This window comes from Bacillus sp. MT(2024) (genome assembly GCF_036362845.1).
GTDB lineage: Bacteria > Bacillota > Bacilli > Bacillales > Bacillaceae > Bacillus > Bacillus velezensis.
On sequence record NZ_CP143632.1, the window covers coordinates 3,712,893 to 3,737,471 of the forward strand.

27 protein-coding genes are annotated in these 24,579 nt (G+C 49.8%); 2 read left to right on the forward strand and 25 right to left on the reverse strand.

The features are described from left to right. Window positions 1-50: 50 nt before the first annotated feature. From pruA to VP472_RS18555, 14 genes are all read right to left on the reverse strand, one after another. Window positions 51-1,598 (reverse strand): L-glutamate gamma-semialdehyde dehydrogenase, encoded by a 1,548-nt coding sequence (pruA, locus tag VP472_RS18490; RefSeq protein ID WP_003150992.1) that lies wholly within the window; start codon window positions 1,596-1,598, stop codon window positions 51-53. 197 nt (window positions 1,599-1,795) lie between these two features. Continuing rightward, complete coding sequence (locus tag VP472_RS18495) at window positions 1,796-3,082, reverse strand: Glu/Leu/Phe/Val family dehydrogenase (RefSeq protein WP_146275761.1); 1,287 nt, start codon at window positions 3,080-3,082, stop codon at window positions 1,796-1,798. Window positions 3,083-3,266: 184 nt separating this feature from the next. Next, complete coding sequence (gene bslB / locus VP472_RS18500) at window positions 3,267-3,728, reverse strand: biofilm surface layer hydrophobin BslB (protein WP_003150988.1); 462 nt, start codon at window positions 3,726-3,728, stop codon at window positions 3,267-3,269. Window positions 3,729-3,944: 216 nt separating this feature from the next. Beyond that, window positions 3,945-4,400: a dTDP-4-dehydrorhamnose 3,5-epimerase family protein gene (locus VP472_RS18505; protein ID WP_003150986.1), complete on the reverse strand. Its 456-nt coding sequence runs from the start codon at window positions 4,398-4,400 to the stop codon at window positions 3,945-3,947. Beyond that, window positions 4,397-5,245 (reverse strand): dTDP-4-dehydrorhamnose reductase, encoded by an 849-nt coding sequence (gene rfbD / locus VP472_RS18510; protein WP_146275763.1) that lies wholly within the window; start codon window positions 5,243-5,245, stop codon window positions 4,397-4,399. The genes VP472_RS18505 and rfbD overlap by 4 nt, the downstream gene beginning before the upstream one ends. A gap of 20 nt (window positions 5,246-5,265) precedes the next feature. Next, on the reverse strand, window positions 5,266-6,213 hold the full coding sequence (gene rfbB / locus VP472_RS18515) for a dTDP-glucose 4,6-dehydratase (RefSeq protein ID WP_070082545.1): 948 nt from the start codon (window positions 6,211-6,213) through the stop codon (window positions 5,266-5,268). Between the two features lie 2 nt (window positions 6,214-6,215). Continuing rightward, window positions 6,216-6,953: a sugar phosphate nucleotidyltransferase gene (locus VP472_RS18520; RefSeq protein WP_017418672.1), complete on the reverse strand. Its 738-nt coding sequence runs from the start codon at window positions 6,951-6,953 to the stop codon at window positions 6,216-6,218. Between the two features lie 27 nt (window positions 6,954-6,980). Next, window positions 6,981-7,985 (reverse strand): PseG/SpsG family protein, encoded by a 1,005-nt coding sequence (locus VP472_RS18525; protein WP_146275765.1) that lies wholly within the window; start codon window positions 7,983-7,985, stop codon window positions 6,981-6,983. A gap of 1 nt (window position 7,986) precedes the next feature. Beyond that, window positions 7,987-8,727, reverse strand: coding sequence for a cytidylyltransferase domain-containing protein (locus VP472_RS18530; protein ID WP_165698146.1), 741 nt, complete (start codon window positions 8,725-8,727; stop codon window positions 7,987-7,989). Then, window positions 8,720-9,841, reverse strand: a complete 1,122-nt coding sequence (locus VP472_RS18535) for an N-acetylneuraminate synthase family protein (protein ID WP_146275768.1) — start codon at window positions 9,839-9,841, stop codon at window positions 8,720-8,722. Before VP472_RS18535 ends, VP472_RS18530 begins: the two co-directional genes overlap by 8 nt. After that, window positions 9,841-10,704, reverse strand: coding sequence for a GNAT family N-acetyltransferase (locus VP472_RS18540; RefSeq protein ID WP_102422054.1), 864 nt, complete (start codon window positions 10,702-10,704; stop codon window positions 9,841-9,843). Before VP472_RS18540 ends, VP472_RS18535 begins: the two co-directional genes overlap by 1 nt. Further along, a complete protein-coding gene (locus tag VP472_RS18545; protein ID WP_146275770.1) occupies window positions 10,705-11,874 on the reverse strand; it encodes a DegT/DnrJ/EryC1/StrS family aminotransferase in 1,170 nt (389 codons plus the stop codon). A 22-nt stretch (window positions 11,875-11,896) separates the two neighbouring features. Continuing rightward, a complete protein-coding gene (locus VP472_RS18550) occupies window positions 11,897-13,321 on the reverse strand; it encodes a capsular polysaccharide export protein, LipB/KpsS family (protein WP_146275772.1) in 1,425 nt (474 codons plus the stop codon). A gap of 4 nt (window positions 13,322-13,325) precedes the next feature. Continuing rightward, entirely contained in the window at window positions 13,326-14,096 is a 771-nt protein-coding gene (locus VP472_RS18555; protein ID WP_024085938.1) for a glycosyltransferase family 2 protein, read from the reverse strand. A gap of 280 nt (window positions 14,097-14,376) precedes the next feature. On the opposite strand from VP472_RS18555, the gene gerQ reads away from it, so the two are divergent. Then, a complete protein-coding gene (gene gerQ, locus VP472_RS18560) occupies window positions 14,377-14,922 on the forward strand; it encodes a spore coat protein GerQ (RefSeq protein ID WP_003150971.1) in 546 nt (181 codons plus the stop codon). Between the two features lie 46 nt (window positions 14,923-14,968). Here the strand turns inward: gerQ and VP472_RS18565 are convergent, their stop codons facing one another. The 8 genes from VP472_RS18565 to VP472_RS18600 form a co-directional block, all read right to left on the reverse strand. Next, window positions 14,969-15,340, reverse strand: coding sequence for a DUF423 domain-containing protein (locus VP472_RS18565; protein WP_003150969.1), 372 nt, complete (start codon window positions 15,338-15,340; stop codon window positions 14,969-14,971). Window positions 15,341-15,403: 63 nt separating this feature from the next. Further along, window positions 15,404-16,723: a purine/pyrimidine permease gene (locus VP472_RS18570; protein WP_003150968.1), complete on the reverse strand. Its 1,320-nt coding sequence runs from the start codon at window positions 16,721-16,723 to the stop codon at window positions 15,404-15,406. Between the two features lie 18 nt (window positions 16,724-16,741). Then, on the reverse strand, window positions 16,742-17,164 hold the full coding sequence (locus VP472_RS18575) for a YwdI family protein (protein ID WP_146275774.1): 423 nt from the start codon (window positions 17,162-17,164) through the stop codon (window positions 16,742-16,744). A gap of 58 nt (window positions 17,165-17,222) precedes the next feature. Next, window positions 17,223-17,906 carry a uracil-DNA glycosylase gene (locus VP472_RS18580; protein WP_012118732.1) on the reverse strand — a complete coding sequence of 228 codons (684 nt, stop codon included), beginning with the start codon at window positions 17,904-17,906 and terminating at the stop codon, window positions 17,223-17,225. A gap of 14 nt (window positions 17,907-17,920) precedes the next feature. Next, on the reverse strand, window positions 17,921-18,727 hold the full coding sequence (locus VP472_RS18585; RefSeq protein ID WP_146275776.1) for a glycosyltransferase family 2 protein: 807 nt from the start codon (window positions 18,725-18,727) through the stop codon (window positions 17,921-17,923). An 84-nt stretch (window positions 18,728-18,811) separates the two neighbouring features. Next, a complete protein-coding gene (locus VP472_RS18590; protein WP_071392445.1) occupies window positions 18,812-19,339 on the reverse strand; it encodes a hypothetical protein in 528 nt (175 codons plus the stop codon). A gap of 44 nt (window positions 19,340-19,383) precedes the next feature. Beyond that, window positions 19,384-20,019, reverse strand: coding sequence for a permease prefix domain 1-containing protein (locus VP472_RS18595; RefSeq protein WP_146275778.1), 636 nt, complete (start codon window positions 20,017-20,019; stop codon window positions 19,384-19,386). Next, a complete protein-coding gene (locus VP472_RS18600; RefSeq protein ID WP_003150960.1) occupies window positions 20,012-20,350 on the reverse strand; it encodes a PadR family transcriptional regulator in 339 nt (112 codons plus the stop codon). The genes VP472_RS18595 and VP472_RS18600 overlap by 8 nt, the downstream gene beginning before the upstream one ends. 149 nt (window positions 20,351-20,499) lie before the next feature. On the opposite strand from VP472_RS18600, the gene VP472_RS18605 reads away from it, so the two are divergent. Further along, window positions 20,500-21,312 carry a bifunctional hydroxymethylpyrimidine kinase/phosphomethylpyrimidine kinase gene (locus VP472_RS18605; protein WP_146275780.1) on the forward strand — a complete coding sequence of 271 codons (813 nt, stop codon included), beginning with the start codon at window positions 20,500-20,502 and terminating at the stop codon, window positions 21,310-21,312. Window positions 21,313-21,342: 30 nt separating this feature from the next. Here VP472_RS18605 and VP472_RS18610 read toward each other — a convergent pair whose 3' ends face one another. The 3 genes from VP472_RS18610 to VP472_RS18620 form a co-directional block, all read right to left on the reverse strand. Further along, window positions 21,343-21,618: an LOG family protein gene (locus VP472_RS18610; protein ID WP_046341456.1), complete on the reverse strand. Its 276-nt coding sequence runs from the start codon at window positions 21,616-21,618 to the stop codon at window positions 21,343-21,345. 63 nt (window positions 21,619-21,681) lie between these two features. Further along, on the reverse strand, window positions 21,682-23,124 hold the full coding sequence (locus VP472_RS18615) for a sucrose-6-phosphate hydrolase (protein WP_146275782.1): 1,443 nt from the start codon (window positions 23,122-23,124) through the stop codon (window positions 21,682-21,684). Further along, complete coding sequence (locus VP472_RS18620; protein ID WP_153986743.1) at window positions 23,121-24,503, reverse strand: sucrose-specific PTS transporter subunit IIBC; 1,383 nt, start codon at window positions 24,501-24,503, stop codon at window positions 23,121-23,123. The genes VP472_RS18615 and VP472_RS18620 overlap by 4 nt, the downstream gene beginning before the upstream one ends. Between the last annotated feature and the right edge of the window lie 76 nt (window positions 24,504-24,579).

Here is a 24,579-nt window from a genome sequence, read left to right on the forward strand (position 1 = left end):
ATATAGAGAAAATAGCGCGACTCTTTTTTCATCGCGCTATTTCCGAAAGATTAATAGGCTTCAGACGTTGTTTTTGCCTGCATATGAAGAATCAGATAGTCAGGTCCTCCGGCTTTCGAATCGGTTCCTGACATATTGAAGCCGCCGAACGGCTGGTATCCGACAATCGCTCCCGTACAGCCGCGGTTGAAGTATAGATTTCCGACGTGAAAATCTTCGCGGGCGCGTTCAATGTGCGCGCGGGTTTTCGATAACAGAGCGCCCGTCAGTCCATAATCGGTATTATTGGCAATCTCAAGCATATGGTCGAAATCACGGGCTTTTGAGATCGCGACGACCGGGCCGAAAATTTCCTCCTGCATCAGGCGGGCGTTTTCATCAACATCCGCAAAAATGGTCGGCTGAATAAAGTATCCTTTTGAATCATCACCTTCGCCTCCCGTCAGGAGTTTTCCTTCTGTTTTGCCGATTTCGATATAACTCATGACTTTATTATAAGATGCTTCGTGGATGACTGGCCCCATGTATGTATCAAAATCTTCCGGACTTCCGACGGTGAGTGATTTTGTTAAAGCGACGGCTTTTTCAACAACTTCATCATAGACGTCCTGATGAATGACCGCACGCGAACCGGCTGAACATTTTTGGCCTGAGAATCCGAAGGCGGAATACACGATTGAGGAAGCGGCAAGATCAAGATCAGCATCTCTGTCTACAAGCACCGTATCTTTCCCTCCCATTTCGGCAATGACCCGTTTCAGCCACTTTTGGCCCGGCTGTACTTTTGCGGCGCGTTCATAGATGCGGCATCCGACCGCGCGGGAGCCTGTAAACGACACAAATCTCGTCTTCGGATGCTCAACCAGATAGTCGCCGATTTCTCCTCCGTCGCCCGGTATGAATTGGAGCACGCCGTCCGGCAGGCCCGCTTCTTTCATTACTTCAACGAATTTCGCCGCCACGACAGGCGCCGCATCCGCCGGTTTCAGAAGTATCGTGTTGCCTGTTACGATGGCTGCCGCCGCCGTTCCCGCCATGATCGCAAGCGGGAAGTTGAATGGAGAAATGACGATTCCCACCCCAAGCGGCTCATAGTGATACTGATTATATTCTCCGTCACGGCTCTTTACAGGAGAACCGTCTTTCAGTTTCAGCATCTGACGGGCGTAATACTCTAAAAAGTCGATCGCTTCCGCCGTATCCGCATCCGCTTCCTTCCACGGTTTTCCCGCTTCTTTCACTAGATACGCGGAGAATTCGTGCTTTCTTCTGCGGATGATCGCCGCCGCTTTAAACAGCACATTCGCGCGGTGTTCCGGCCGTACTTTTTTCCATGTTTGAAATGCCTGCAGCGCAGCCTGCATGGCCTTTTCCGCAAGTTCTTTTCCGGCTGCCGATACAGAACCGATCACTTCTTTTTTATCTGCCGGATTGACGGAAATGATCTTTTTATCCGTTTCAATCGCTTCACCGTTAATGATAAGCGGATAATGCTTGCCGAGCTGTGAATTCACATAAGCCAGCGCTTCCTGAAACGATTGTTTATTTGTCTCTTCCTGAAAATTTGTAAATGGTTCGTGTGCGTATGAAACTGTCATTAGAATTCCTCCCCGTATTTTGTAATGTGTGCTCACGCTTAATAAAGATGCAAGAAGCATACCAGCATAGCAATTTGTGATAAAAAAAGAAAATCTTTGCCGAAAGCTTGTCCGAATCTGTCAGCTGCAATCTGAAAACGCAAAGAAATTTTGCAATCCGCTATATAACTGATGCAAAATCTCTTTGCGGATAACACTTATACCCAGCCGCGGAACCGGGCCGCTTCAGCCGACTTTCTGATGCCTGTCATATAGGCGGCCAAACGCATATCGGCTTTGTGGGTATGCGCTGTCTGATAAATGGATTCAAACGAATTCACCATGACGCTGCGCAGTTTTCCGGCGACTTCCTCTTCAGACCAGTAAAAGCCTTGATTATTTTGCACCCATTCAAAATAAGACACCGTCACGCCGCCGGCGCTTGCCAAAATATCCGGCACGAGAAGCACGCCTCTTTCATTCAGGATTTTCGTGGCGTCTATCGTTGTCGGGCCGTTCGCCGCCTCCACAATGATTGAGGCTTTAATGTGATGTGCGTTTTCAGCCGTTATCTGATTGGAGATTGCGGCAGGCACGAGAATATCACAGTCCTTTTCCAGCAGCTCCCGGTTCGTTATGACATCAGAAAAGAGATTCGTCACCGTGCCGAAGCTGTCCCGCTTATCCAGCAGGTAATCAATGTCAAGGCCGTCAGGGTCATACAAAGCCCCGTGGGCGTCTGAGATGCCGATCACCTTGGCGCCGGCGTCATGCATAAATTTAGCGAGAAAGCTCCCCGCATTTCCGAACCCCTGAATGATGATCCGCGCATTTTCCAATGGAATCCCTTTTTTCTTAACGGCTTCCTCAATACAAATCGTGACGCCTTGCGCGGTCGCCGTCTCCCGCCCCTGTGAACCGCCGAGAACAATCGGTTTGCCCGTAATGAATCCCGGTGAATCAAATTCTCTCAGGCGGCTGTATTCGTCCATCATCCATGCCATAATCTGCGAGTTGGTATATACGTCGGGAGCCGGGATATCCTTTGTCGGACCGACGATCTGGCTGATCGCGCGCACATATCCGCGGCTCAGCCGTTCCAGCTCTCCGAATGACATCGTCCGCGGATCACAGATGATGCCGCCTTTTCCGCCCCCGTAAGGAAGATTTGTGATGCCGCATTTTAAAGTCATCCAGATGGAAAGCGCCTTAACCTCTTCTTCACTGACTTCCGGATGAAACCGCACGCCCCCTTTTGTCGGGCCGACTGCGTCATTATGCTGTGAGCGGTAGCCCGTGAAAACCTGTACTGAACCACTGTCCATTTTGACGGGGATGCGTACGGTCAATAGCCGCATCGGCTCTTTCATCAGTTCATACATATTGTCAGGATAGCCCAGTTTGCGCAGGGCCTCTTTTATGATCGATTGTGTGGACAAGAACAAATTAAGAACTTCTTTTTCTTCATCTTTCTGAGTGCTTTTAGAAAGCGGGTTGGCTGACATGTTTTATCACCTCATCGTATTTTACGTGTAAGCTTCAATTACCGGCAGAACGAAATGTAAGCGCTTTTACACCAAAACCCATCAATCCCTTTCACATTGTCGTTACACCCCTTTTTATATGCAAGATTCATGCCAGGATTTTGCGCATAAAAAAGAGGCTGTTGTCAGCCTCTTTCATCCCGGATTAACGCGGGTCAATAACCAGCTTTGTTTCGGCATAGAGACTGCCGGCCCCCAAACCGTTTACGTAATCGCCTTTAATTGTATACGTGCCCGCGCGCGGAAGGTTTTTACGCACCAGGACGAGATTGTATTCAGACGCGCCCAATAAGTCAAGGGTAAGCGGAAGTCTGACCGTTTTTCCGTAGTTGAGAATTTGCGTTTCTTTCAGTGTTCTTCCGTTTACAGAGTCCCTCACAGTGGCGTTGAACCCGTCAGGAAATTGAAATTCAACGGCACCGACGGCAAGCAGCGCATTCGGCTTGTATGTGACTTCAATATCAGACGTCGCGTATTCTTTCGTACTATTGACGGTTTTCGCTTCAATAACGGCAGATTGGGCGTTCGCATGAAAAGATGGCAAGAACACAGCTGAAAATACCGCAGCACTGATGAGAAAGGCAGAAAATGATTTTCTTTTTAACATCATGAATTCCTCCAGATCATATAGGATTCAGAGCGTCCTCTGCCGGAAAAGCGTGTCTGATGATTCCATTCGCGAATTGGGTTTCTCTTTTCCTGAGAATAATCTACCACCTTTATCCATGGAAGTAAATTATTTTTTAGAATATTCAATCATTTATTTTTCGCGAGATGAATCAGCACAAAAAAACGAAGACATCCGCTGTCTTCGTCTTGTGCGCTACCGGTGAGCCGTCTGCCAGTCAAATCCGATGGTGTCATCATTCCACGGAATTCTTTTTTCGTCAGGCTGATCCGGATTGTAGGACATTGTCGTGAAATAAATAATGGTCAGCGGGGTTTCGCCCAGCACTCTGTACCCGTGTGCGACGCCTTTGGGAATGAGAAGGAGCATCGGATTGTCTTCTCCCATGTAGTAGACATCCGTTTCTCCCTTGGTTGCCGACTCTTCGCGAAGGTCATGCAGCACGACCTGGGCGTGGCCTGTCGGGAAAAACCACAGGTCATCCTGTTTCTCATGATAGTGAAACGCTTTAATGACGCCGGGATAGCTTTTGGACCAGGAAGCCTGCCCGAAACGCTCTAAGAGATGTTCATCGTCACGGACGAGTTCTGAGAAAAAACCCCGGTCATCGCTGTGTTTGATCAGCTTTTTAATTTTTACGCCTTCGATCACTTGCACTGTCCCTCCCTTTGTAAATAATCCTGCAGCGCTTCCCGCCAATGCCTCATGCCGAGCCCCTGCCGTTCAATCGACTCAAGGCTCAACACCGAGTAAGCGGGGCGCGGCGTCTCATTTCCGTATTCCTCCGTCGTGACGGGCAGCACGGCGGCGGTTCTGCCGCTTTCTTCAAAAATAGCCTTGGCAAATTCATACCAGCTGCACACTCCGCTGTTTGCGGCATGGTACAAGCCCGGCGGCCTGTCAAACAGACCGATCACCGTTTCGGCTAAATCCTTTGTGTACGTCGGTGCGCCGACTTGATCGTTAACGACACGAACCTGATCATGTGTATCCGCAAGTTTCAGCATCGTATTGACAAAGTTGTGCCCGCCGCTGCCGTACACCCACGACGTTCTGATAATGGTGTGGTTTTTTCCCGTTAACCGGATCAGTTCTTCGCCGAGTTTTTTGCTTTTTCCGTAAATCGTGCCCGGATCTGCGGGATCATCGGTCTGGTATGGCCGTGTTCCTTTGCCGCTGAAGACATAATCGGTGCTGATGTGAATGAATTTCGCGCCGGTGTTTTCAGCCTCAAGCGCGGCATAATAAGCGCCGATTCCGTTTATTAAATACGCTTTGTCGAGCTCCGTTTCAGATTTGTCAACGGAGGTGTATGCCGCCGTATTGACGACGATATCCGGCTTGTAATGGCTGAACGAGTGCCGCACCGAACGCTGGTCGGATATGTTCATCATCGCTTTTGTCAAGGCGATCACTTCATACCCTTCCCGCTTCAGCTGGCGGCATAACTCCCGCCCCAGCTGACCGGCCGCTCCGGTTACTAATACCTTCGTCAATCGGATCCCCTTCTTTCCGATTAGTCTTGGCTGTCTGTATACCAGCGAATGGTTCTTCTCATTCCTTCTTCAAATGTGACGTCCTGCCGCCATCCCAGCTCATTTTTCAGCTTTGAAGCATTGATGGCGTAACGGCGGTCATGCCCTTTTCTGTCTTCGACATGAGCAAACTGTTCCTCGACACCGAGCTCCTTCATGATAAATGACGCAAGCTCTTTATTCGTCCGTTCATTTCCTCCGCCGATATTGTAAATTTCGCCGAGTGTTCCTTTTTCCAGCACGAGCTTAATGGCGCGGCAATGATCTTCGGCAAACAGCCAGTCTCTGATCTGCATCCCGTCGCCGTACAGCGGAACCGGCGTGCCGTTTACAGCATGCCTGATAATGGTCGGAATCATTTTCTCATGGTGCTGGTACGGCCCGTAATTGTTGCTGCATCTCGTAATGATGGCAGGAAGCTTATGGGTTTTCACATAAGACATGACAAGCAGGTCTGAGCTTGCCTTGCTGGCGGAATACGGATTGTTCGGAGAAAGCGGCGTCGTCTCTGTAAAAGCGGGATCATCCGGCGCCAAATCTCCGTACACCTCATCTGTGGAAATGTGAATCAGCCTGCCGGCTTTTCCCTGTAACACCGCGTCCGCCAGTCGGTATGTGCCCATTACATTTGTTGTGATGAACGGCTCTGCCTGATTTATGCTTCTGTCCACATGGGATTCAGCCGCAAAATGAATGACAGCGTCATACATTTGGGAAAAGACTTTGTCAATGTCCTCTTTTTCAGAAATGTCACCTTTGATAAAACGGAAACGGCCGTTCTTTTTTAAGGCTTCTATTTCAAGCGGCCTGCTTGCATACGTGAGATTATCCAGGACGGTAATCTGCGCATCTGTTTCTTTCAGCATCATCTTTGTGAAGGTAAGGCCGATAAATCCGGCGCCCCCTGTAATTAAATATGATTTTGGCATGATTAATGCTCCTGTCCTTTCTGTAATGCCTGATGCGCCAGGCTTCCGGCGAGATAGAGCGATTCATGCGTGCCCGCATCCACCCACCAGCCCGTTAACACATCATACGTCAGCTCACTGTGTTCAATGTATAAATTATTGACATCCGTAATTTCCAGTTCGCCGCGTTTTGAAGGAGAAATTTGTTCAATATAAGAAAACACTTCTGCGTCGTACATGTAGATCCCCGTGACGCATAGTCTGGTCGGCGGCTGCACCGGCTTTTCAATGATCGACTTGATCCGTTTGTTTTCCTCATCAATCTCGGCGATGCCGAAGCGCTCCGGATCGTCAACTTCTTTCAGCAGCACTTTCGCTCCTTTTCCCTGCTTTGCGAAACGCTCCGTATAAGGTTTTAATGAATCTTCAAAAATATTATCTCCCAAAAGCAGAACGAACGGATCGCGCCCGGTAAACCGCTTTGCGTATGATAAACCGTCGGAAATGCCGGATGCGGCTGGCTGAACCTGATATGTGATTGAGACGCCGAGCTCTTCTCCGGTTTCGAGAAGTTTATGAAATTGCGGAATATATTCTTTTTGCGTAATCAGCAAGATATCCGTAATCCCCGCTTCTTCCAGCTTCATGATCGACCAGTAAATCATCGGATATGGACCGACAGGGAGTAAATGCTTATTGACCGCTTTTGTCAGCGGCATAAGGCGTGAGCCGGTGCCTCCGGCTAAGATAACACCTTTCACATGAACACTTCCTTACGTGTGGTTTTATCACAAATCATAAAGAATCGCCGCCGCCCGTTTAATGCCCCTGCCGTCAACCAGCGGCTTTCCGTTTTGATGAAGTCCGGTCCGCATCGGATAATCAGCGGCCAGCTCAGACATATGCCGAGCGAGCACGTCCGCCGCGGTGTGTTCTCCCAGGCCGAGATGAACGGCGGCGCCCCGTGCGGCGAATTTTTCAGCCGTCTCAGTTTGATGCTCCACTTGAGAAAGTACGATGCAGGGCACACCTGTACAAATGGTCTCATATAAAGTGATCCCGCCGGACACGACGGCCATATCAGCTCTCGTGAGAAGCGCGGCCATGTCATTTGTCTGCCTTACCATCTCGGCATAAGGCATTTGTGTGATCAACGCGCGCACGTCATCAGCATGAGGCGCGGCGCCGCCCATGACGATGATCACTCGTTTCCGCTGAATGCCGGGGATGCGGCGGCATGCTTCCATCACTTTAAAGACAAGCTTCTTCGGGTCGCTTCCTCCTAATGAGACCAATATGGTCCGGCATTCTTTATTCAGCTGATAAAGCTGTTTTGCTTTTTCAAAACCCGGATGAAGAATCATATAATCTGGGCCTTCATATACCGCGGCGCTGCCTATTTGAACCGTCCGGCTTTTCAGCCCGCCGTAAATGCCGTTTATAACGGCATCGCATAAATGAATGACATGTTCCCGTTTTTCTTCAAATAAGACGATACGAGCCGATGAATGCTTTTTGATTTCCTCCAGCCAGTCACACGGCATATCGAGCAGATCGAATATGAGAAGGTCGGGAGCCCGCCTGTTTATTTCCCGGACAATAAATTCCTTCTGTCCCTTGTCAGGCTTGATGATCACTTCCCATTGATCAGATGACAGATAAGAAGAAGCCTCTTTATTTGTGTAGAACGTTATTGAGCAATTGTTCTTAATGGCACCGGCAAGCAGCTTCATCCGGACCGCGTGCCCCATGCCGATGTCACGGCCCCCGTCCGCGAAAATCAAAACCCGCATGCTAATCAGCCTCTTTTTGCCGGATCATTTGATTAATGGCCCTGAGCTCCGGATCACGATTCAGCAGATGGATCAATTCTTTTGCCGGAATATCAGGACGCGAGCCCGCTTTTACGTACAGCTCGCGAGCCAGCCTGTAGTCCTCTTCTGTATCGACGGTCATCCGCAAGTGAGGAGCCCGGAGTTCCTGCGGGGGCTCAGGAAAGAGAAGCCGGTACCTCTCAGGAGATTCTCTTATTAAAAGGGTGACATGCTCCTGATATTTGTCCGCCAGCGTTTTGTCGGCATTGATGTCCGTTAAAAGGCGCGCGTTTACCGCTTCGCCGCCAATCCCGAGCGGTGTACCGCAGATATACGTGTAGTCTGCGTGCTGATCTAAATGCGATTGAATCAGAAAATCAAGCAGCGAAGGGTCGACAAACGGGTTATCCCCCGTCAGCCTGACTGCGATGTCCGGTTTTACTTGTTCGATGACTTGTGCAAACCGGTCAAGCACACGCTGTTCGCTGCCGCGGTGCACACGGTAGCGGTTGCTGAGGCAGTGCGCAGACAGAATGTCGTCGGTCTTGCTGTCAGACGCGGCGACGATCAGATTATCCCGTGATTGATCATAATACGCGCTTTGCCGAACCCTTTTGACAATCATATCGAGGATCGTATACCCGCCGATCGGTTTCAGCACTTTGCCGGGAAGACGCCCGCTTCCCATCCGCGCCTGAATGATAAACAAAATGTCAGTCATCATATGGGCTGCCTTTCGTCAAAAGGTCATCCCAAGTGATGCCCGTGTCGGCGGGGATATCCCTGACCGCACGCGCGCCGTCAGTTAAAAGCTCAAAATATCTCGGGTGAAGCCCCTGCGGTTTTTGGCCGGGACGAAGGACGGCAAGGTTTTCCGCCGTAAAACATTCGCCTTTTTGAATCGGCGCTGTTGAAAAAATGCCTCTGTAAGCGAACCTTCTGATATCCCCTTCAATCGGTGTCGTCGTTTTATGGGAACTTCCCGACAGCACTTCCGGCACCGGAGCGTGATGCCCCTGCCGCAGCTCCGCTTCAACTGAGCGGATCGCCGCAGCCATTTCTTTTAATTCATCCGGATTGAGGGCGAAGGAGTGATCAGCACCGGGCAGGTTTTTATCGATCGTAAAATGCTTTTCAATCAGTTTCGCTCCGAGCCTGACAGCCGCGCACGGCACATCATACGGATGGGCGCTGTGATCGGAGAAACCGATCACTGCATCCGGGAATGCGGCGGCAAGCATGGGAATGACGCTCAGATTGCTGTATTCAGGCGGCGCGGGATATTTCGCCACACAATGCATGATCGCAATTTCTTTGTTCCCCTCGCCGGTAATGGTTTGATAAGCCTCCTGAATATCTGAAATATCAGCGCCCGCGGTGGAGAAGATAATCGGGGTCTTCAGCCCCGCGACATATTTCAATAACGGCAGATGGTTCAGCTCGTAGGAGGCGATTTTAAAAGCTGAAGGGGAAGTCGCATACAGTAAGTCGGCAGAGCCTTCGTCACATACCGTGCTTAAAAACAGCACGCCTTTTTTCTTACAATATTCAAGCAGCGGTTCGATCCACTCAGCGGGCATTTCCATTGATTGCACCAAAGAAAAAATAGAGACGTTTTTTCCCGCAGCTGTTTTGTATAAGCCGGGGTCTTTCTGATACATTTTGTCAGCCTGAAACATTTGGAACTTGACCGCGTCCGCGCCGGCCTCACTGGCCGCATCTATCAATTCAAACGCCTGGCTCAGTTTTCCGTCATGATTAATTCCGGCTTCGGCGATGATGAATACGGGCGAACCTTCGCCGATTGACTTCGTTCCGATTTTGCATGATGCCATCAGTCCGCCTCCTTCCCGGGCCACACATGATAGTAGTAATAGGACGCATCCGCTTTAAATCCCATTCTTTCATACAGGCGGACGGCTCTTACATTGTGGAGCTGCGTTCCCGCTGATACAGTCTTATGCTGAAAACGCAATGATTGTTCAATCACGTGCGCAGCTAAATGGTATCCCGCTCCTTTTCCTTCAAAGCCCGGCTTTACCGCCATCAGATCAAGGACGAATTCATCGCCTTTAGACAGCCCCTGAACAAAGCCCGCGGTCTCTCCCTTATATTTGGCGAGGAATTGTAACGAAGCTCTTCCTTCCGCGTTATTCCGCGCCCACTCTTCAAACAGGCGGTTTGCACTTTTATAACTGAGATGGGGGTCTTGATAATACCTGCTTTTTGTAAAGGCGTCGCGGGCCAGCCGGCTGATCGCTTCCGTGTCACCGGGTCCGGCTTCTGTAATCTCAAACGGCGGCGTGCTGTTATATACACGCACCGGACTGACGAGCTTGAGAAGACTCCCTACAAAATAAGCGTTCGGAAGCTGCTGCACGACCTGCATCGCGCCGATATCTTCAGCCGGTATTTTAATAAATATAAAATCAGTGCCGTCCGCCCGCCTTGCCGCGTAAAATTCCTGAAACAGCCTTTTGAGCTGTCCGGTGCTGTTTGCGGCTGCAAGCTTCACATTGATGATATTTTTTCGGAACAATTGACTTTCCCACGAAGAGTTTTCATATAAAATCACGCCTTGAAGGCTGTTTTCTTCCAATAAACAGAGCGACGATTCATAGGCTTCCGGCTGAATGCCCTTCTGATGCAGGAAGGCATGAATCATGTCCTGCGCAAGATTTTCCCTCAGTCTGTACACCTAATCAGCCCCTTTGACGATATCCGTAACGGCTGCAATGACGTATTCAACGTCATCATCTGTCATTGACGGATAAAGAGGGAGTGATACGGTGCGGTGATAATACGCGGCCGCGGCCGGAAAATCAGTTTCCTTATATCCGTACGTTTTTTGATAATACGGATGGAACGGAACCGGAATAAAATGAACACTTGTGCCGATATTATATTGGTCTTTCAAAGCGGAAATCAGATCGTTCCGGCTGATCCCGGCCTCCTGCTCCTCTATTTGAAGAACATACAGATGCCATGCATGCCGCCCGTCATTACTGACATGCGGGATGGTCAGCCCTTTCATGTGTCTGAAGGCGTCCTGGTAGCGGCTTGCAATGTCAGCCCTTCTTTGCTGCATGCTGTCAATCCGTTTCAGCTGATGAAGCCCAAGCGCTGCCTGAAGATCAAACATATTCATTTTATAGCCGGGCGTTTCGACCTCGTAGTACCAGCTTCCGTTTGAAGAATAGCGGTTCCACGCGCCTTTGCTCATGCCGTGAAGGCTGAGCACCCTGATCTGATCGGCAAGCCCGTCATCGTCCGTCGTCAGCATGCCGCCTTCACCGGTTGCCAGATTTTTTGTCGCGTAGAAGCTGAATGCCGTCGCATCACCGATTGATCCGATCATTTTCTGTTTATAAGTGGTATACACGGCATGTGCGGCATCCTCTAAGACAAACAGCTGATGCTTTTCGGCGATGTCCAGAATCCGATCCATATCACACGACTGGCCGGCGAAATGAACGGGCACAATCGCCTTTGTCCTCGGGGTGACGGCCGCCTCAATTTTTTCAGGGTCTGCATTCAGCGTAAGCGGATCGATGTCAACAAACACCGGAACGGCGCCTGTGTGCACGATTGTATTGGCTGTTGAACTGAACGTCACGGCAGACGTGATGACCTCGTCACCGGGACCGATCCCTTTCGCTTTCAGGGCCAAAAACAAAGCGGCGGTACATGAGTTCAGCGCGATCGCATGCTTTGCCCCCGTCCAGGCGGCAAAGGCTTTTTCAAACGCCTCTACTTTCGGTCCCTTTGAAAGCCAGCCCGATTCAAGTGTATCAATAACCTCCTGAATTTCGTCCTTCCCGATCATGGGCAATGAATAGGGAAGAAAAGCTGATCTTTTTTGCACCATTTTTTTTGCGCTCCTATCTTTTTTATGAAGGGTCAACCCGTCTGAAGCTGACTCCGGTTTTTTCCTGAAGCACTTGACATAAAGCGGCAAGCGAATCCTGAACCGGGTAGTTCGCGGCGACAAAAGCACGGCGCGCCTGTTCCGCTTTTTGATATGCTGCGGGGCTTTCGCATATCCGGATTAATTCCTGAGCGAGTGCCTGCGGGTCCTCAAAGACAAATTCTCCAAGTGAATGATAATAAGGGTATCGGCGGGTTCCCGCTGATTTTCCGATCAGCACGGGCTTTTGAAACAGCATCGCTTCAAGACCGACCGTTGATGTCTGTGTCACCGCAGCGTCAACATACGGGAGAATATCATACAGCTCCATCTCTTTTTTGATGATTTTGCCTGCTTTATATTTCCGCAGCACCTGATTGTAAGCATCCAGCTTGTTTTTGCCGATTTCCCACGGATGAGGTTTAATAATGAGCTGCATGTTCTTTTGGCCGGCAAGCTCTTCAAGCACTCCCGTATAAAATTCATCAGAAAACGGCTGCGTGGCGATCAGCACCGTCCGCTGTGACGGGAGAAAAGAAAGTTTGCGGTAAAACGTGTCCCGATCTATCGGCTCTCTTGAGAAAATCTCGTCGAAACGGGGATGCCCCGTGATGATGATTTGTTCCTCCCTGCAGCCTTTTGCTTTATACCACTCCGCTTCATAAGCCCCGAATACGGCCTGATAGTCCGTAAATACGGGCAGAAACGCTTCATCTCCCATGAGCGCTCCGTGCTGCAGACAGATGCTGACGGCGTTTTTTTTGGCGGACATCAGCGCCAGCACACGGCTGTAAATATCCTCCGTCGTGCCGACTACAACGGCGGAAATCTTCTCGGCCGTAAACAAAATATCAACGGCGTCAATCGCTTCAATAAATAACGGGATGTCTTTATACAAACGTTCCTGAAATTCTCTGTTTCCGAAAGCGGGATGGCTGTGAAGCTCTTTCAAAATGGAATGGGCTTTTTCAATATAAGGGACGGGGTTCCCTTTTTGCCCCATTACCGTCAGCTCCAATTTGCAGATAACGGGCAGCCCATGATGGTCAGGCAGACTCCATCTGGCCAGTACCGCTGTTTTTGCCGGATCAAACTGCCGGTAATTTCCCTCGGTGAACCGAAGATGATCGAAATGCAGAATGACTTTTCCGTTTACCGGTTTCTCATCTGTTTTCTTAATGTTTTGCCTTTTTTGATCATAATAAGGCTGAATACCGGCTTCAGGAATATGCTGATCCGCCGGACCGAAAAGCTCTGGGTTCTGCTCCATGCTCTCCCGAAGCGCCGGACTGATATATTGATAAAAATTACTGATCAATGCGAGCGGGATGTCTTTGTAGCGAAGTGACTGAAAAAGGTCAATATACTGCCGGTACAGCACCCAATAATTCGCTAAGTATGCCGACAAGCCCTCACCCCTTTCCAAGCTTTTTTAATGATTCCCTCAGCTCCCGGCACGTGGTCTGCTGCGGAAGGCTGTTCACAAACTCGTTTTTCTCCGCCGCGAAAAGCTGATAATGGATGGATTGATCGGTAATATAATTGATATCAAGCTCCTCAGAAATCGGGTAAAACGGATAAAAATGATTCACTCTCCAGAAAAAACGGGCGTCACCGATACGGTAAAACGCGGGGCTTTCATCCCAATAGGAACCGAATGCCGATTTGACCTGTTCCAGCACGGAAAACCGGTGCATGACCGAACAATGGTCAATGGCGCACGGCGCGTTCCACACGATCCGTTCGGCGGGCCTGGCCGTCTCCTTCACCGTCTCTTTCCGCTGATTCAGATGATAGGTTTTGGAACTTGAATACACGACGGCTTTTTCCGGGTCTTCATCAAGCTCTTTCACCATTTTCTCAAGCCGTTCCGGCACATACGTGTTGTCGTCGGTCGCATACGTCACGTACTCGCCCTCCGCCATTTCTATTGCCTGATTAATCAAAGCGGCGTAGCGTGTTTTTTCCGTTCTTTCTTTGACGCCCGATACATCGCTTTGATAAAACCGGACGCGGTCATCCGTGAGAAAAGGACGTATTTCCGCCAATGTCTCTTCATTTGAGTTGTCATCCATAATGAACAGTTCAAAGTCTGTAAACGTCTGAGACAGAATACTTTTAATAGAGCGGGCCACATAGTCACTTTTGTTATAGCTCGTCATGATCACTGACACTTTAGGCAACTCGTCACCCCCTTTTCGCACCTGAAACTACCGCTATCATATGTTCCTTATGCGGAAGATGCGCTAGGAATACAGACTATTATGTGAAAAGTCAGCATTGCGCGCACAAAAAAAGCCGGCTCTGATGTCCGGAAACATTGGATCGTATTTTCTTTTTTCGCATAAATCTTTCTTTGGGCTCATATGGTGGAATAGATAAAAACAGCAGCCGCTCTGTCGGCTGTCTGATACTTGTCAGGAGGTTTCAGCATCAAGAGGTTTTCATCAAAGGAGGAACAATATGAAACCGAAAAAGAATCAATATCAGCAAATGCAGGGGATGGGGATGGGAATGGATATGCAAGGATTCCAGCCGCAGCTCGGGCCTAATCCTTATCCGCAGCCTCAGGGCCAAGGATCACAAATGATGCCGATGCAGCAGCAAATGACAATGCCGATGCAGCAAGGCCAGCAGGGCTTCGGCGGGGGGTTCCCCGGCCAGCCGCAGCAGCAGGGCGGCGGCAGCTTTCAAATCCCGTCAGGTCCATCATCGTCACAAAACGTTCCCGGCATGCTGCCGATTGAAGAGTCATACATTGAAAATATTCTGCGGTTGAACCGGGGCAAAACGGCGACGATTTATATGACATTTGAAAACAGCAAAGAATGGAATTCAAAGATTTTCCGCGGTGTGATTGAGGCGGCGGGACGTGACCATATCATCATCAGCGATCCGAAAACGGGCACCCGCTATCTGCTTCTGACCATTTACCTTGATTACATCACGTTTGATGAGGAAATCGCTTATACTTATCCGTACTCCATGTCTTCTTATTCTCCGAGATAAATCAAAAAGCCAATCGCTCACTTGACAGAGGATTGGCTTTTTTTCTTTATAAATATTTGACGGCCGCGACGATAATCATAATCCAAGAGATGATAAACGCCACGCCGCCGAGCGGTGTAATCGCGCCGAGAATGGAAATCTGCGTCACGCTCAATACGTACAGGCTTCCTGAAAACAGAACGATGCCCGCAAACATCAGCCAGCCCGCGACAGAAACACTGCCTGCGCCAGAAAGCTTTTCGGCCAAAAACGCGACAGCCAGAAGACCGAGCGCGTGATACATATGATATTGCACGCCTGTGTGCCACACCTGCAAATATTTATCGGGGATTTTCCCTTCAAGCCCATGCGCGCCGAAAGCGCCCAGCGCCACGGCCAATAAAGCGTTAATCGCACCAAGAATAATAAACACTTTCATCTATTTTTCTCCCGCCTTTTCGTTAAAGTTTCCAATTCAATCATAACCCAACATCGGCAAAATTCAACGTCCGTCATCCGATGACACGAGATTGTCGGATTTTTTCTTTTTGATAAGCTGGATTCGGTCAATCGCTATCGCCAGCAGCGTCCCGAGCACAAGGCCGTTGCTTAAGAGCGAAATCAGGATCGGATGCATCCCTGATAACGCGCTCTCCGGCACAAACATTACGCCGACCCCCGTGAGGAGCGCCAGACCGATAATGGAGCGGATTCGTTTTTGCTCCGCTTTCTCATAAGAGTCAAACTCTGTAAAGGCAAGACCCGCCATCGTGGAGAAAACGACGAAGTTTACCGCAAAGCCGACCGGTGAGGGCAGACTCGCAAACGCATTCATAAATAGCGGGATCATACTGATGATCATGACAAATACACTTCCCAAAAGAAACGGCTTTTTCGAAGGAAGCTTCGTCGTCTCAATAAAACCGGCCGCCCCTGAAATCGGCACAGGCGCAATGCCCCCTGACAGCCCGCTCAAAAGGTGGCTGATCGAAGCCGCAAACCCTGCCGGACGCTCACGCCGTTTCCCAACGGTGCCGCCGAATTTTTTCACCGCCGCTTCTACAACCCGGATGCTCGCGAGCATGTTGACAATCAAAAGCACGGTAATGAAGAGTGACGTAATGATCAAGCCGCTGTCAAACACGGGTTTTCCAAACGGAAAAAGAACCGGCAGCTGAATCACGCGATCCGGTATCTGAATCGGTTTGGCAGCGCCGAAGACGGCGAATAAGATCCATCCGCCGGCAAGCGAAAGGAGAATCGCATACTGTCTTAAGAACGTAACATTCGATCGGGACATGATGAACATCGCCGCCGTCACAACCATGGCGAGCCCGAATACAAGGCCGTCGACGCTGTTTTTTAAATAGCCGATGCCCAAAAGGCCTTTCACAATCGGCTGACTCAGCTGCATGACCAACAGCAGCAGATACACACCGGTCACAACCGGCGTAAACAGCACGGCCAGCCGTTCAATCACTTTAAAAAGGCTGAACAAAAAGAAAAAGACAGCGCTTAATAACAGCGCCCCCTGCAGCGCCCGCAGCGTCTCGCCGAATGTCGCAAACACCGTGCCCGTCAGTCCGCCGTAAATCGTGTATACGCCCCACCATAAGCCTGCCGGGCTTTCATTAATCGGCAGACGATGTCCCTGGAGACATTGGATGACCGCAGCGACGCCAAGCACAAAAAATGTGCTCTGAATCAATGCGGCAGAATCGGCATGGTTCAAGTGAAATGATTGTGCGATGGCGACAGGAACTACAATCGCAGCCGCAATCATAAATGCCGTCCATTGCAAACCCCCGAGTATCAGTTTCAAGTCAATCAACCTCTCCTGTTAAAAATCGAAAATGGAATCCCCGTTTCCGTCTTCCTCACGTTCGTCTTTCGCTTTTTTCTGATATTGGTTCAGCCCGGCGCTGCCCATCATTTTTTCAAGCAGCAGCGGGTCTGTCGAAGGAGACGCGGAAGGTTTCGGCGCCGCTTTCGGAATCGGATTCTGCACAGGCGCCGGAGCGGTGTGCGTCTGAGTGCCGAGCACGACATCACACAGAGAGCGGATGGCGGCCGCGTGCATTTTGACCTCCTCGGTGCGGGTCGCCGTTTTCGCCTGCCTCAGTTCTTCTTCCATCTTCTGAATCAAAGCAGAAATATGTATGTTCATGAGTAAATCCTCCAGCAGTAATTTGTCTTCTTCCTGCATTTTATCAAATTTCTGAGCGAATCGCAGAATGGAGTTTGTTATTTTTTCTGACAGCATACCGCCCGGAACGTCAAAAAAGACGCTCCCGCCGGGCGGAAGCGCCTCAAAAAACCGTTTATTGCGGCAGGTCGGGGATGCACCAATCGATCGGCTGCTCCCCCATTTTTTCAAGGGCGGCGTTTGTACGGGAAAACGGTCTGCTCCCGAAAAAACCGTTCCTTGCCGAAAACGGGCTCGGATGAGTCGATTCAATAATAATGTGTTTCGATGTGTCAATGCGCTCTTTTTTCATCTGCGCGTGACGCCCCCACAGGATAAAGACAATCGGCTTCTCTCTTTCATTCACTACATCAATGATGCGGTCAGTGAGCCGCTCCCACCCTTTGCCCTTGTGGGAATTGGCCTGCCCGCGGCGAACCGTAAGCACTGTGTTTAACAAAAGCACTCCCTGCTTCGCCCAGCTGACGAGCGATCCGTGGTTCGGTACGGAGCAGCCGATATCGTCCTGAAGCTCTATGAAAATATTTTTCAAAGACGGCGGCTGTCTGACCCCGGGCTGAACGGAAAAACTAAGCCCATGCGCCTGTCCTGGCCCGTGATACGGGTCCTGTCCGAGAATGACCGCTTTTACATCCTCATAGGGCGTATAATGCAAGGCGTTAAAAATATCATGGCTGTCAGGATAAATCGTTTGGCTGCTGTATTCTTGTTTCAGCATCTCTCTCAGCTCTTGATAATACGGTTTGTCAAATTCATCTTTCAGCTGATTCCACCAGCTGTCTTTTAAAAGCTGTTTCAAACTGTCCGTCCCCCTTATGAACTGTGCAGTCTTGAATGGACGGGCTTTCCGTCCCACACAATGTCAGTCGGCGCCTCCCGCCTCTTCATGTCCGGCTCTCCAAGAAGAACCGCGAAGTTTTTCGTCGGGAGCTCCCCAAGACCGTGCTTTTCGCTTAACCGGTCTAAGTACCGCTTCCGTTTGCCGCCGAGATCCGCGGACTGATTGCCGCCTCCCTCAAAAAACGCATATATGACGCTTGCGCAAGGAACACGCTTCACACAGTGCTGTTTCGCGGCGCGCAAATAAAAGTCCCAATCCCAATAATTATGGACATCCGGATCAAAATACCCTAACGTGTCATGCAGAGAACGTCTGTACATGCTGCCTGACGGAACGTACGTGGAAAATACCCGCATATCCGCATAATCCGCCGTATAGGCGAACGGCTTTCGTGACACCGGGTATCTCGTGCCGCCCCGTTCTTCAAATGACACAATTTCCGCGTCAGAATGGACAAAATCCGCATCAGCAAGTGTAGCCGCCATTCTTTCCAAATGGCCCGGCGTAATGAAATCATCATCATCGCACAGCATGATATAATCACCCGACGCTTTTTTCACACCTGCGTTCCGCGCTTCCACATGTCCGGCATTCTGTTCTAAATCAATAATCTGAATCGGCAGATCGCTGTACAGCTGCTTCGCTTGTTCGACCGATTCCCCGGCATCATTTACGATGATGACTTCATAAGGCTTAATGGTCTGCCTGGAAATCGACTCCAGCAGTTCACACAAAGCCGGAATCCGATTATACGTGACTATGACAATTGATATATTCATGACCCGCTCCTTCTGCTTTTTCTCATGTTCTATTAAAACATAAAGCGGCGGAGAGATCAGGGGGGATTTTTGATTTCGGCCCATTCAGAAACAAATCCAGGTCATCCCCGCCAGCAAAACCAGAATGATCAGAAGGTCTCCCCAAACAGTGCATACCGCCTTGGCATTAAGTCTGCCCGCATCCATGGCATTCCAAAGTTTTGATTGATAAACAGGCACCAGCACCATCGCATAGCATGTGCACAAGCAGACAAAAGCCGGCGGGACAAGCGCACATCCATCCTCATGCCAATCATGAATCAGTTCCGGTATACTCACCCCGCTGTCAATGTACAAGTATAATATACCCGCCAGCGGAATGAGCGAGCTGATCTGCAGCTCGAAAAGCTTCACCTTCCACTCACGCGCAAACGAAACGGCCCAAATCCATCCCAGCGCATAAAACAATAGAAGAAGCAAAATACTGAAAACAACAAAAATAGCGTCTTGCATCCCATTCAGAAACATAATAAAAAGACTCACAACGGGCAATGCAAGAACCAAGCCGCAGACGGTAAATACGGTAACGGCTATTTGGGCGCACGCACCGTACATCCACGAACCTAATCTCATTTTAACACCCCTATATAGATTCCCTATGTATATAGTGAAAAAGATCAGGCAAGTCTCTGCCTGCCTGCGTAAAAACCCATTTTGCCGCAAAACGGAAAACATACCGTCACAACGGCGCATACTGCCGCAAAACTCGGTGTGACCGCCGAAGGAAACAGCCTAGCCGGAACCAGATTGAACAAAAAGACAAACATAAAACATAGATTCGGCACCATTGAAGCCCATACCGTCCGCTCAGCAAGCTTTTTGCCGCCTGCCCCGAACTCTTTGCCAGCTTGATAGCCGATTTGGAACCAATACAATACATAACCGATCATAATCAGCCATACTGACACGGAAATCCCTTTCCACAGCGCGTCAACTGCGGGATGAACCCTCCACGCGTGCATCATCGTAATCATCGCCCCCATCACAAAAAGACCGCAGTTGCAGAACAGATAAAAGAGCATAAAAGTCCGCGCGGGCACCGCCGAAGCTTTTTGAAAAGCAGAGATAATCTCAGACGGAGTCCCCACTTCCCGCAGAATAAGCTCCATCGCTTCGCTTTCGGTTTTGCCTTTTTCCAGATGATCACAAATGGCATGATGAATATGGCTTTCGATTTCCTTTAATAATTCACGGCTTCCGGCCTTGCCTTCCAGCCCTTTTCTGATTTCCTGCACATAAAGGTCCTTATCCATTCTGCCCGCCCCGCTTCAGCATCCGGTCCATCAGAGCGGAGAACAGATTCCATTCCTTCGTCCGTTCGGCTAGAATGTTTTTTCCTTCATCGGTGATCCGGTAATATTTTCGGTCGGGCCCTTTGGTCTGCTTTTCCCAGTAAGAAGAAATATAGCTTTGGCGTTCAAGCTTATGAAGCGATGGGTACAGCGTGCCTTCCTTCATTTGCAGTTCATTCCCGCTTCTTTTCTCCATTTCTTTCACAAGTTCATACCCGTACATGGGCCGTTCATTCAGCAGCGTCAGCACCAGAATGACCGTGCTTCCCTTTACAAGCTCCCTGTTGAGCATTTATTTTCTCACCCTTACCTAGTAATCTTATGTAGGTATTGTACGCACATCCCCCGCGGCTGTCAAATCATTCCTCCAAGCCTTCCGTATTGTGATCGGGAGAAAATCTAACTATAATGAGATATAAAACACTGATGGAGGCCATTGATATGTCAATGCACAAAGCACTTACTATTGCCGGTTCTGATTCCAGCGGCGGCGCGGGAATTCAGGCCGATTTAAAAACATTTCAAGAAAAAAACGTATACGGAATGACGGCTTTGACCGTGATCGTAGCGATGGACCCGGAGAACAGCTGGGATCATCAAGTATTTCCGGTTGATGCCGATACGATTCGCGCACAGCTGGCGACGATTGTTGACGGAATCGGCGTAGACGCCATGAAAACGGGAATGCTCCCTACCGTGGAGATCATAGAGCTTGCGGCGAAAACGATTAAAGAAAAACAGCTGAAGAATGTCGTTATCGATCCTGTCATGGTCTGCAAAGGAGCGAACGAAGTGCTGTATCCGGAGCATGCCGAAGCGCTTCGCACCCAATTGGCGCCGCTGGCCACCGTCATCACGCCAAACCTGTTTGAAGCAAGCCAGCTGAGCGGTATGGATGAATTAAAAACAGTGGAAGACATGAAAGAAGCGGCCAAGAAAATTCACGAACTCGGCGCGAAATATGTATTGATTACAGGCGGAGACAAATTGAAACATGAAAAAGCGATCGACGTGCTGTATGACGGAGAAACCGCTGAAGTATTAGAAAGCGAAATGATTGATACGCCTTACACGCACGGAGCCGGATGCACATTCTCCGCCGCCGTGACGGCCGAACTGGCCAAAGGCGCTGAAGTGAAGGAAGCCATCTATGCGGCAAAAGAATTTATCACTGCGGCAATCAAAGAATCTTTCCCGCTGAACCAATACATCGGACCGACTAAACATTCGGCGATGCGTCTTAGCGGAAAATAAAATAAATATCCCCCTCATGATCGAGGGGGATTATTTCATTTTTTTCGCGGATGACCGCAAAAACATCTCAATCGATTGCACAAACAGCGCATATTCCTTCATCTGTTCATATGTATGCCTCAGCCGATCACTCCATTCATTGTGCGGCTCAGCCCTCTTGAGCATGCGATTCAGCTGAAGCAATACTTCTTTATATTCTTCCCGCTTATCTTCCACTTGCTCTGCGGCTTTGACAAGTAAACATTTCGGCGTCATCTTCTGATTTTTCAAAACTGAGAAAACAACTCCTTTTATTCCTGGAATCATAGGCTTTCGTTTGAAGAATAGCACAGATGGCATAGGTTTCACATAAGAAAAAAGAACGATTTTCTACAAAAGTGTCCAAATTGAGGCATTTATTTCCGTTTTTCCAACCGAAGTGACGGTTACGTCATCATTTCCCGGGAAAGGAAAATATCTGGCGCTGAATACCTCTTCTCCATCATTCAAAAACAATTCAATGGAGGATGCATCCAGAAAGAGCTGCACGGAATGCACCTCGCTGATGGCGCAGCTTCTCTTTTCTTTTTCTTCTCCGCTGAAAGCAGTGCGCTCCAGCACAGCCAGCCCCTCTTCCTGATGAAATATAAACCGGGCCGCGCCCCGAATTGAGATTTCAAAACCGGAGGATTCGCAAGTGATGTCTTCCAGCAGCACTTCAGCCCGGGACGCATCTTTCACCGGGAGGCTTACAGACGAGCAATTCAATTGAAGACGGCGCTTTTGTTCATCCCTGCGGCGGGATTTCATTTCCGGGAGCGGGCGCTGTATGATTCTGCCGTTGGACAGTGACAGCTGTCTCGGCATCGTTAAGCAGTGAATCCAGTGATACGCATGTGTCGGATGTTTGTCCTCATGCTGATCCGGAACGCCCATCCACGCGAAGAGAATCCTCCGTCCCTTATCATCTTCCAGCGTCTGCGCCGCATAAAAATCAAATCCTCTGTCAAGCTCCGTAAATTCACCGTGCTTAAACTCTGGCGGCTCTGTATGCAGCCTGCCGAGGAAATAGCCCGCCTGGTGGCTGTTATGATATTTTATCCCGTCGGCTTCAAGCCCCTGCGGACATACGAGCAGCACGTCGGTTCCGTCAAGGGAAAACAGGTCGGGACATTCCCACATATAGCCGAATGACCCGAGACCGCCCGAGTCCGCCCCCGCAATCGAACCGAGAAACGTCCAATCCGTCAAGTTCTCTGATGTGAACAATACAGCGCTTCCGGTGAGCTTTTCTGTCTGCGCGCCGAGCACCATGTAATACGCCCCGTCCTTCTCCCACACCTTCGGATCACGGAAATGAGCGGTATAGCCTTTTGGGAGACGCGCGACGACTCCTTTTTTATCAAATACGATCCCGTCTTCGGATACGGCGAGGCATTGATACGTTTCCCGATTTCCTTCTCCGTCACGGACATTGCCTGTGTACATCAGGCAGAGCCGCCCGTCTTTTTCGATGGCGCTTCCGGAATAACAGCCGTTTTTGTCATACCACTCACCCGGCGCAAGCGCGATTTCTTCCTCTTTCCACTCAACGAAATCCTTCGTCGTCACATGCGCCCAAAATTTCGCGCCGTGCCCCGTATGAAATGGCTGCCATTGAAAAAACAAGTGATATACGCCGTTCCATTGGATCACGCCGTTCGGATCATTTAAAAGCCCGACCGGCGGCATAACATGATAGTTCTGGCGGTATGGATCTGACGCGGCTGTTTCTTGCCGCTTCTTTTTCGCTTCCTCAGCCTGCAGGCGCAGCTCTTGATCCGGTGTCCTCATTTGACGGCCTCCTTTTCTTTAGCTCCCATAATGTAAGCGGCAATAAACGCCGAAACAGAGGCGATGCCCATTCCGATCAGATAGTTTATAAGATTTCCTAAACCGAGCGGAGCCGTGATGGCAATCATCGGAATTCCGGTCAGACCGTAAGCATTGGCTGCGACACCGGTCACCACGACATAGGCCCCTCCCAGCGCTCCGCCGATCATTCCCGCGATAAACGGCTTACGGTACCTTAGGTTCACACCGAAAATGACTGGTTCGGTTACGCCGAGAAAAGCGGAAAATGCGGCAGGCAGGGCGATTTCTTTCATTTTCGCTTTTTTCGTCAGGAAAAATACAGCCAGTCCCGCCGCGCCCTGAGCGACATTCGCCATCGACCAGATAGGAAGGATATAGTTTCTGCCCAAATCAGCGATGAGGCCGGCCTCAATCGCATGAAAGCTGTGATGCACACCGGTAAGCACAATAAGCGGATAAAGACCGCCGAAAAGAAGTCCGGCAACAATGCCCGCATGATCATACACATATGTCAGCGAGACGGTAATGCCTGATCCGATTGCCCTGCCAAGAGGACCTATTGCGATAAAGGTGATAAATCCTGTGACAATCACCGTGACAAACGGGGTGACCAATAAGTCGAATGCGTGAGGCACAATTTTTCTCGTGCCCTTTTCCACTTTGCTCATAATGTAAACGGCTAACAGTACGGGGATGACCGTCCCTTGGTAGCCGAGCAGCGCAATGTCGAAGCCGAAGAGCTGCATAAAATCAGGCGATGCATCCGCAAGCCCCCACGGATTCAATAGCGCCGGATGGATCATAATCCCCCCGAGCACGGCACCGAGATAGGCATTACCGCCAAATTCCTTCGCCGCGCTGAACCCGATGAATACGGGCAGGAAGATAAACGCCGCGCTTGAAAACATGTCTAAAAGCTTAAACAGCGATGATTGTTCAGACACCCAGTGAAAAGCCTTCATCATGCCGAGCAGCCCCATTAAAAGTCCGCTTGCCACGATAGCCGGAATGATGGGAACGAATATGTTAGACAGTGTTTTCGCAAATCTTGCGGCCGGATTCAGCTTTTTTTTCGCTGCGTCCTGATGTGTCTCACGATCCTCCCGCTCCAAATCGGCTTCTTTTGAAAAAGCGTCATACACTTTATTCACAAGGCCGGTGCCGAATATAATCTGATATTGCCCCGAGCTGCTGAAAGCCCCTTTTACTCCTTCTGTCTCTTCAATATCGGCCTGGCTGATCTTCTGTTCATCTTGAATGACGAGCCTGAGCCGTGTGGCGCAATGTGTCGCGCTGATGATATTTGATTTCCCTCCGATGTGTTTGATAAGCTGTTTTGCCGTTTCTTGATAATTCATGATGTATCCCCCTTTCTAAAATCAAAAAAGACCTAAAATTCGCCAACGAAAAAGGTCAGCATGATCCCTTTTTCAT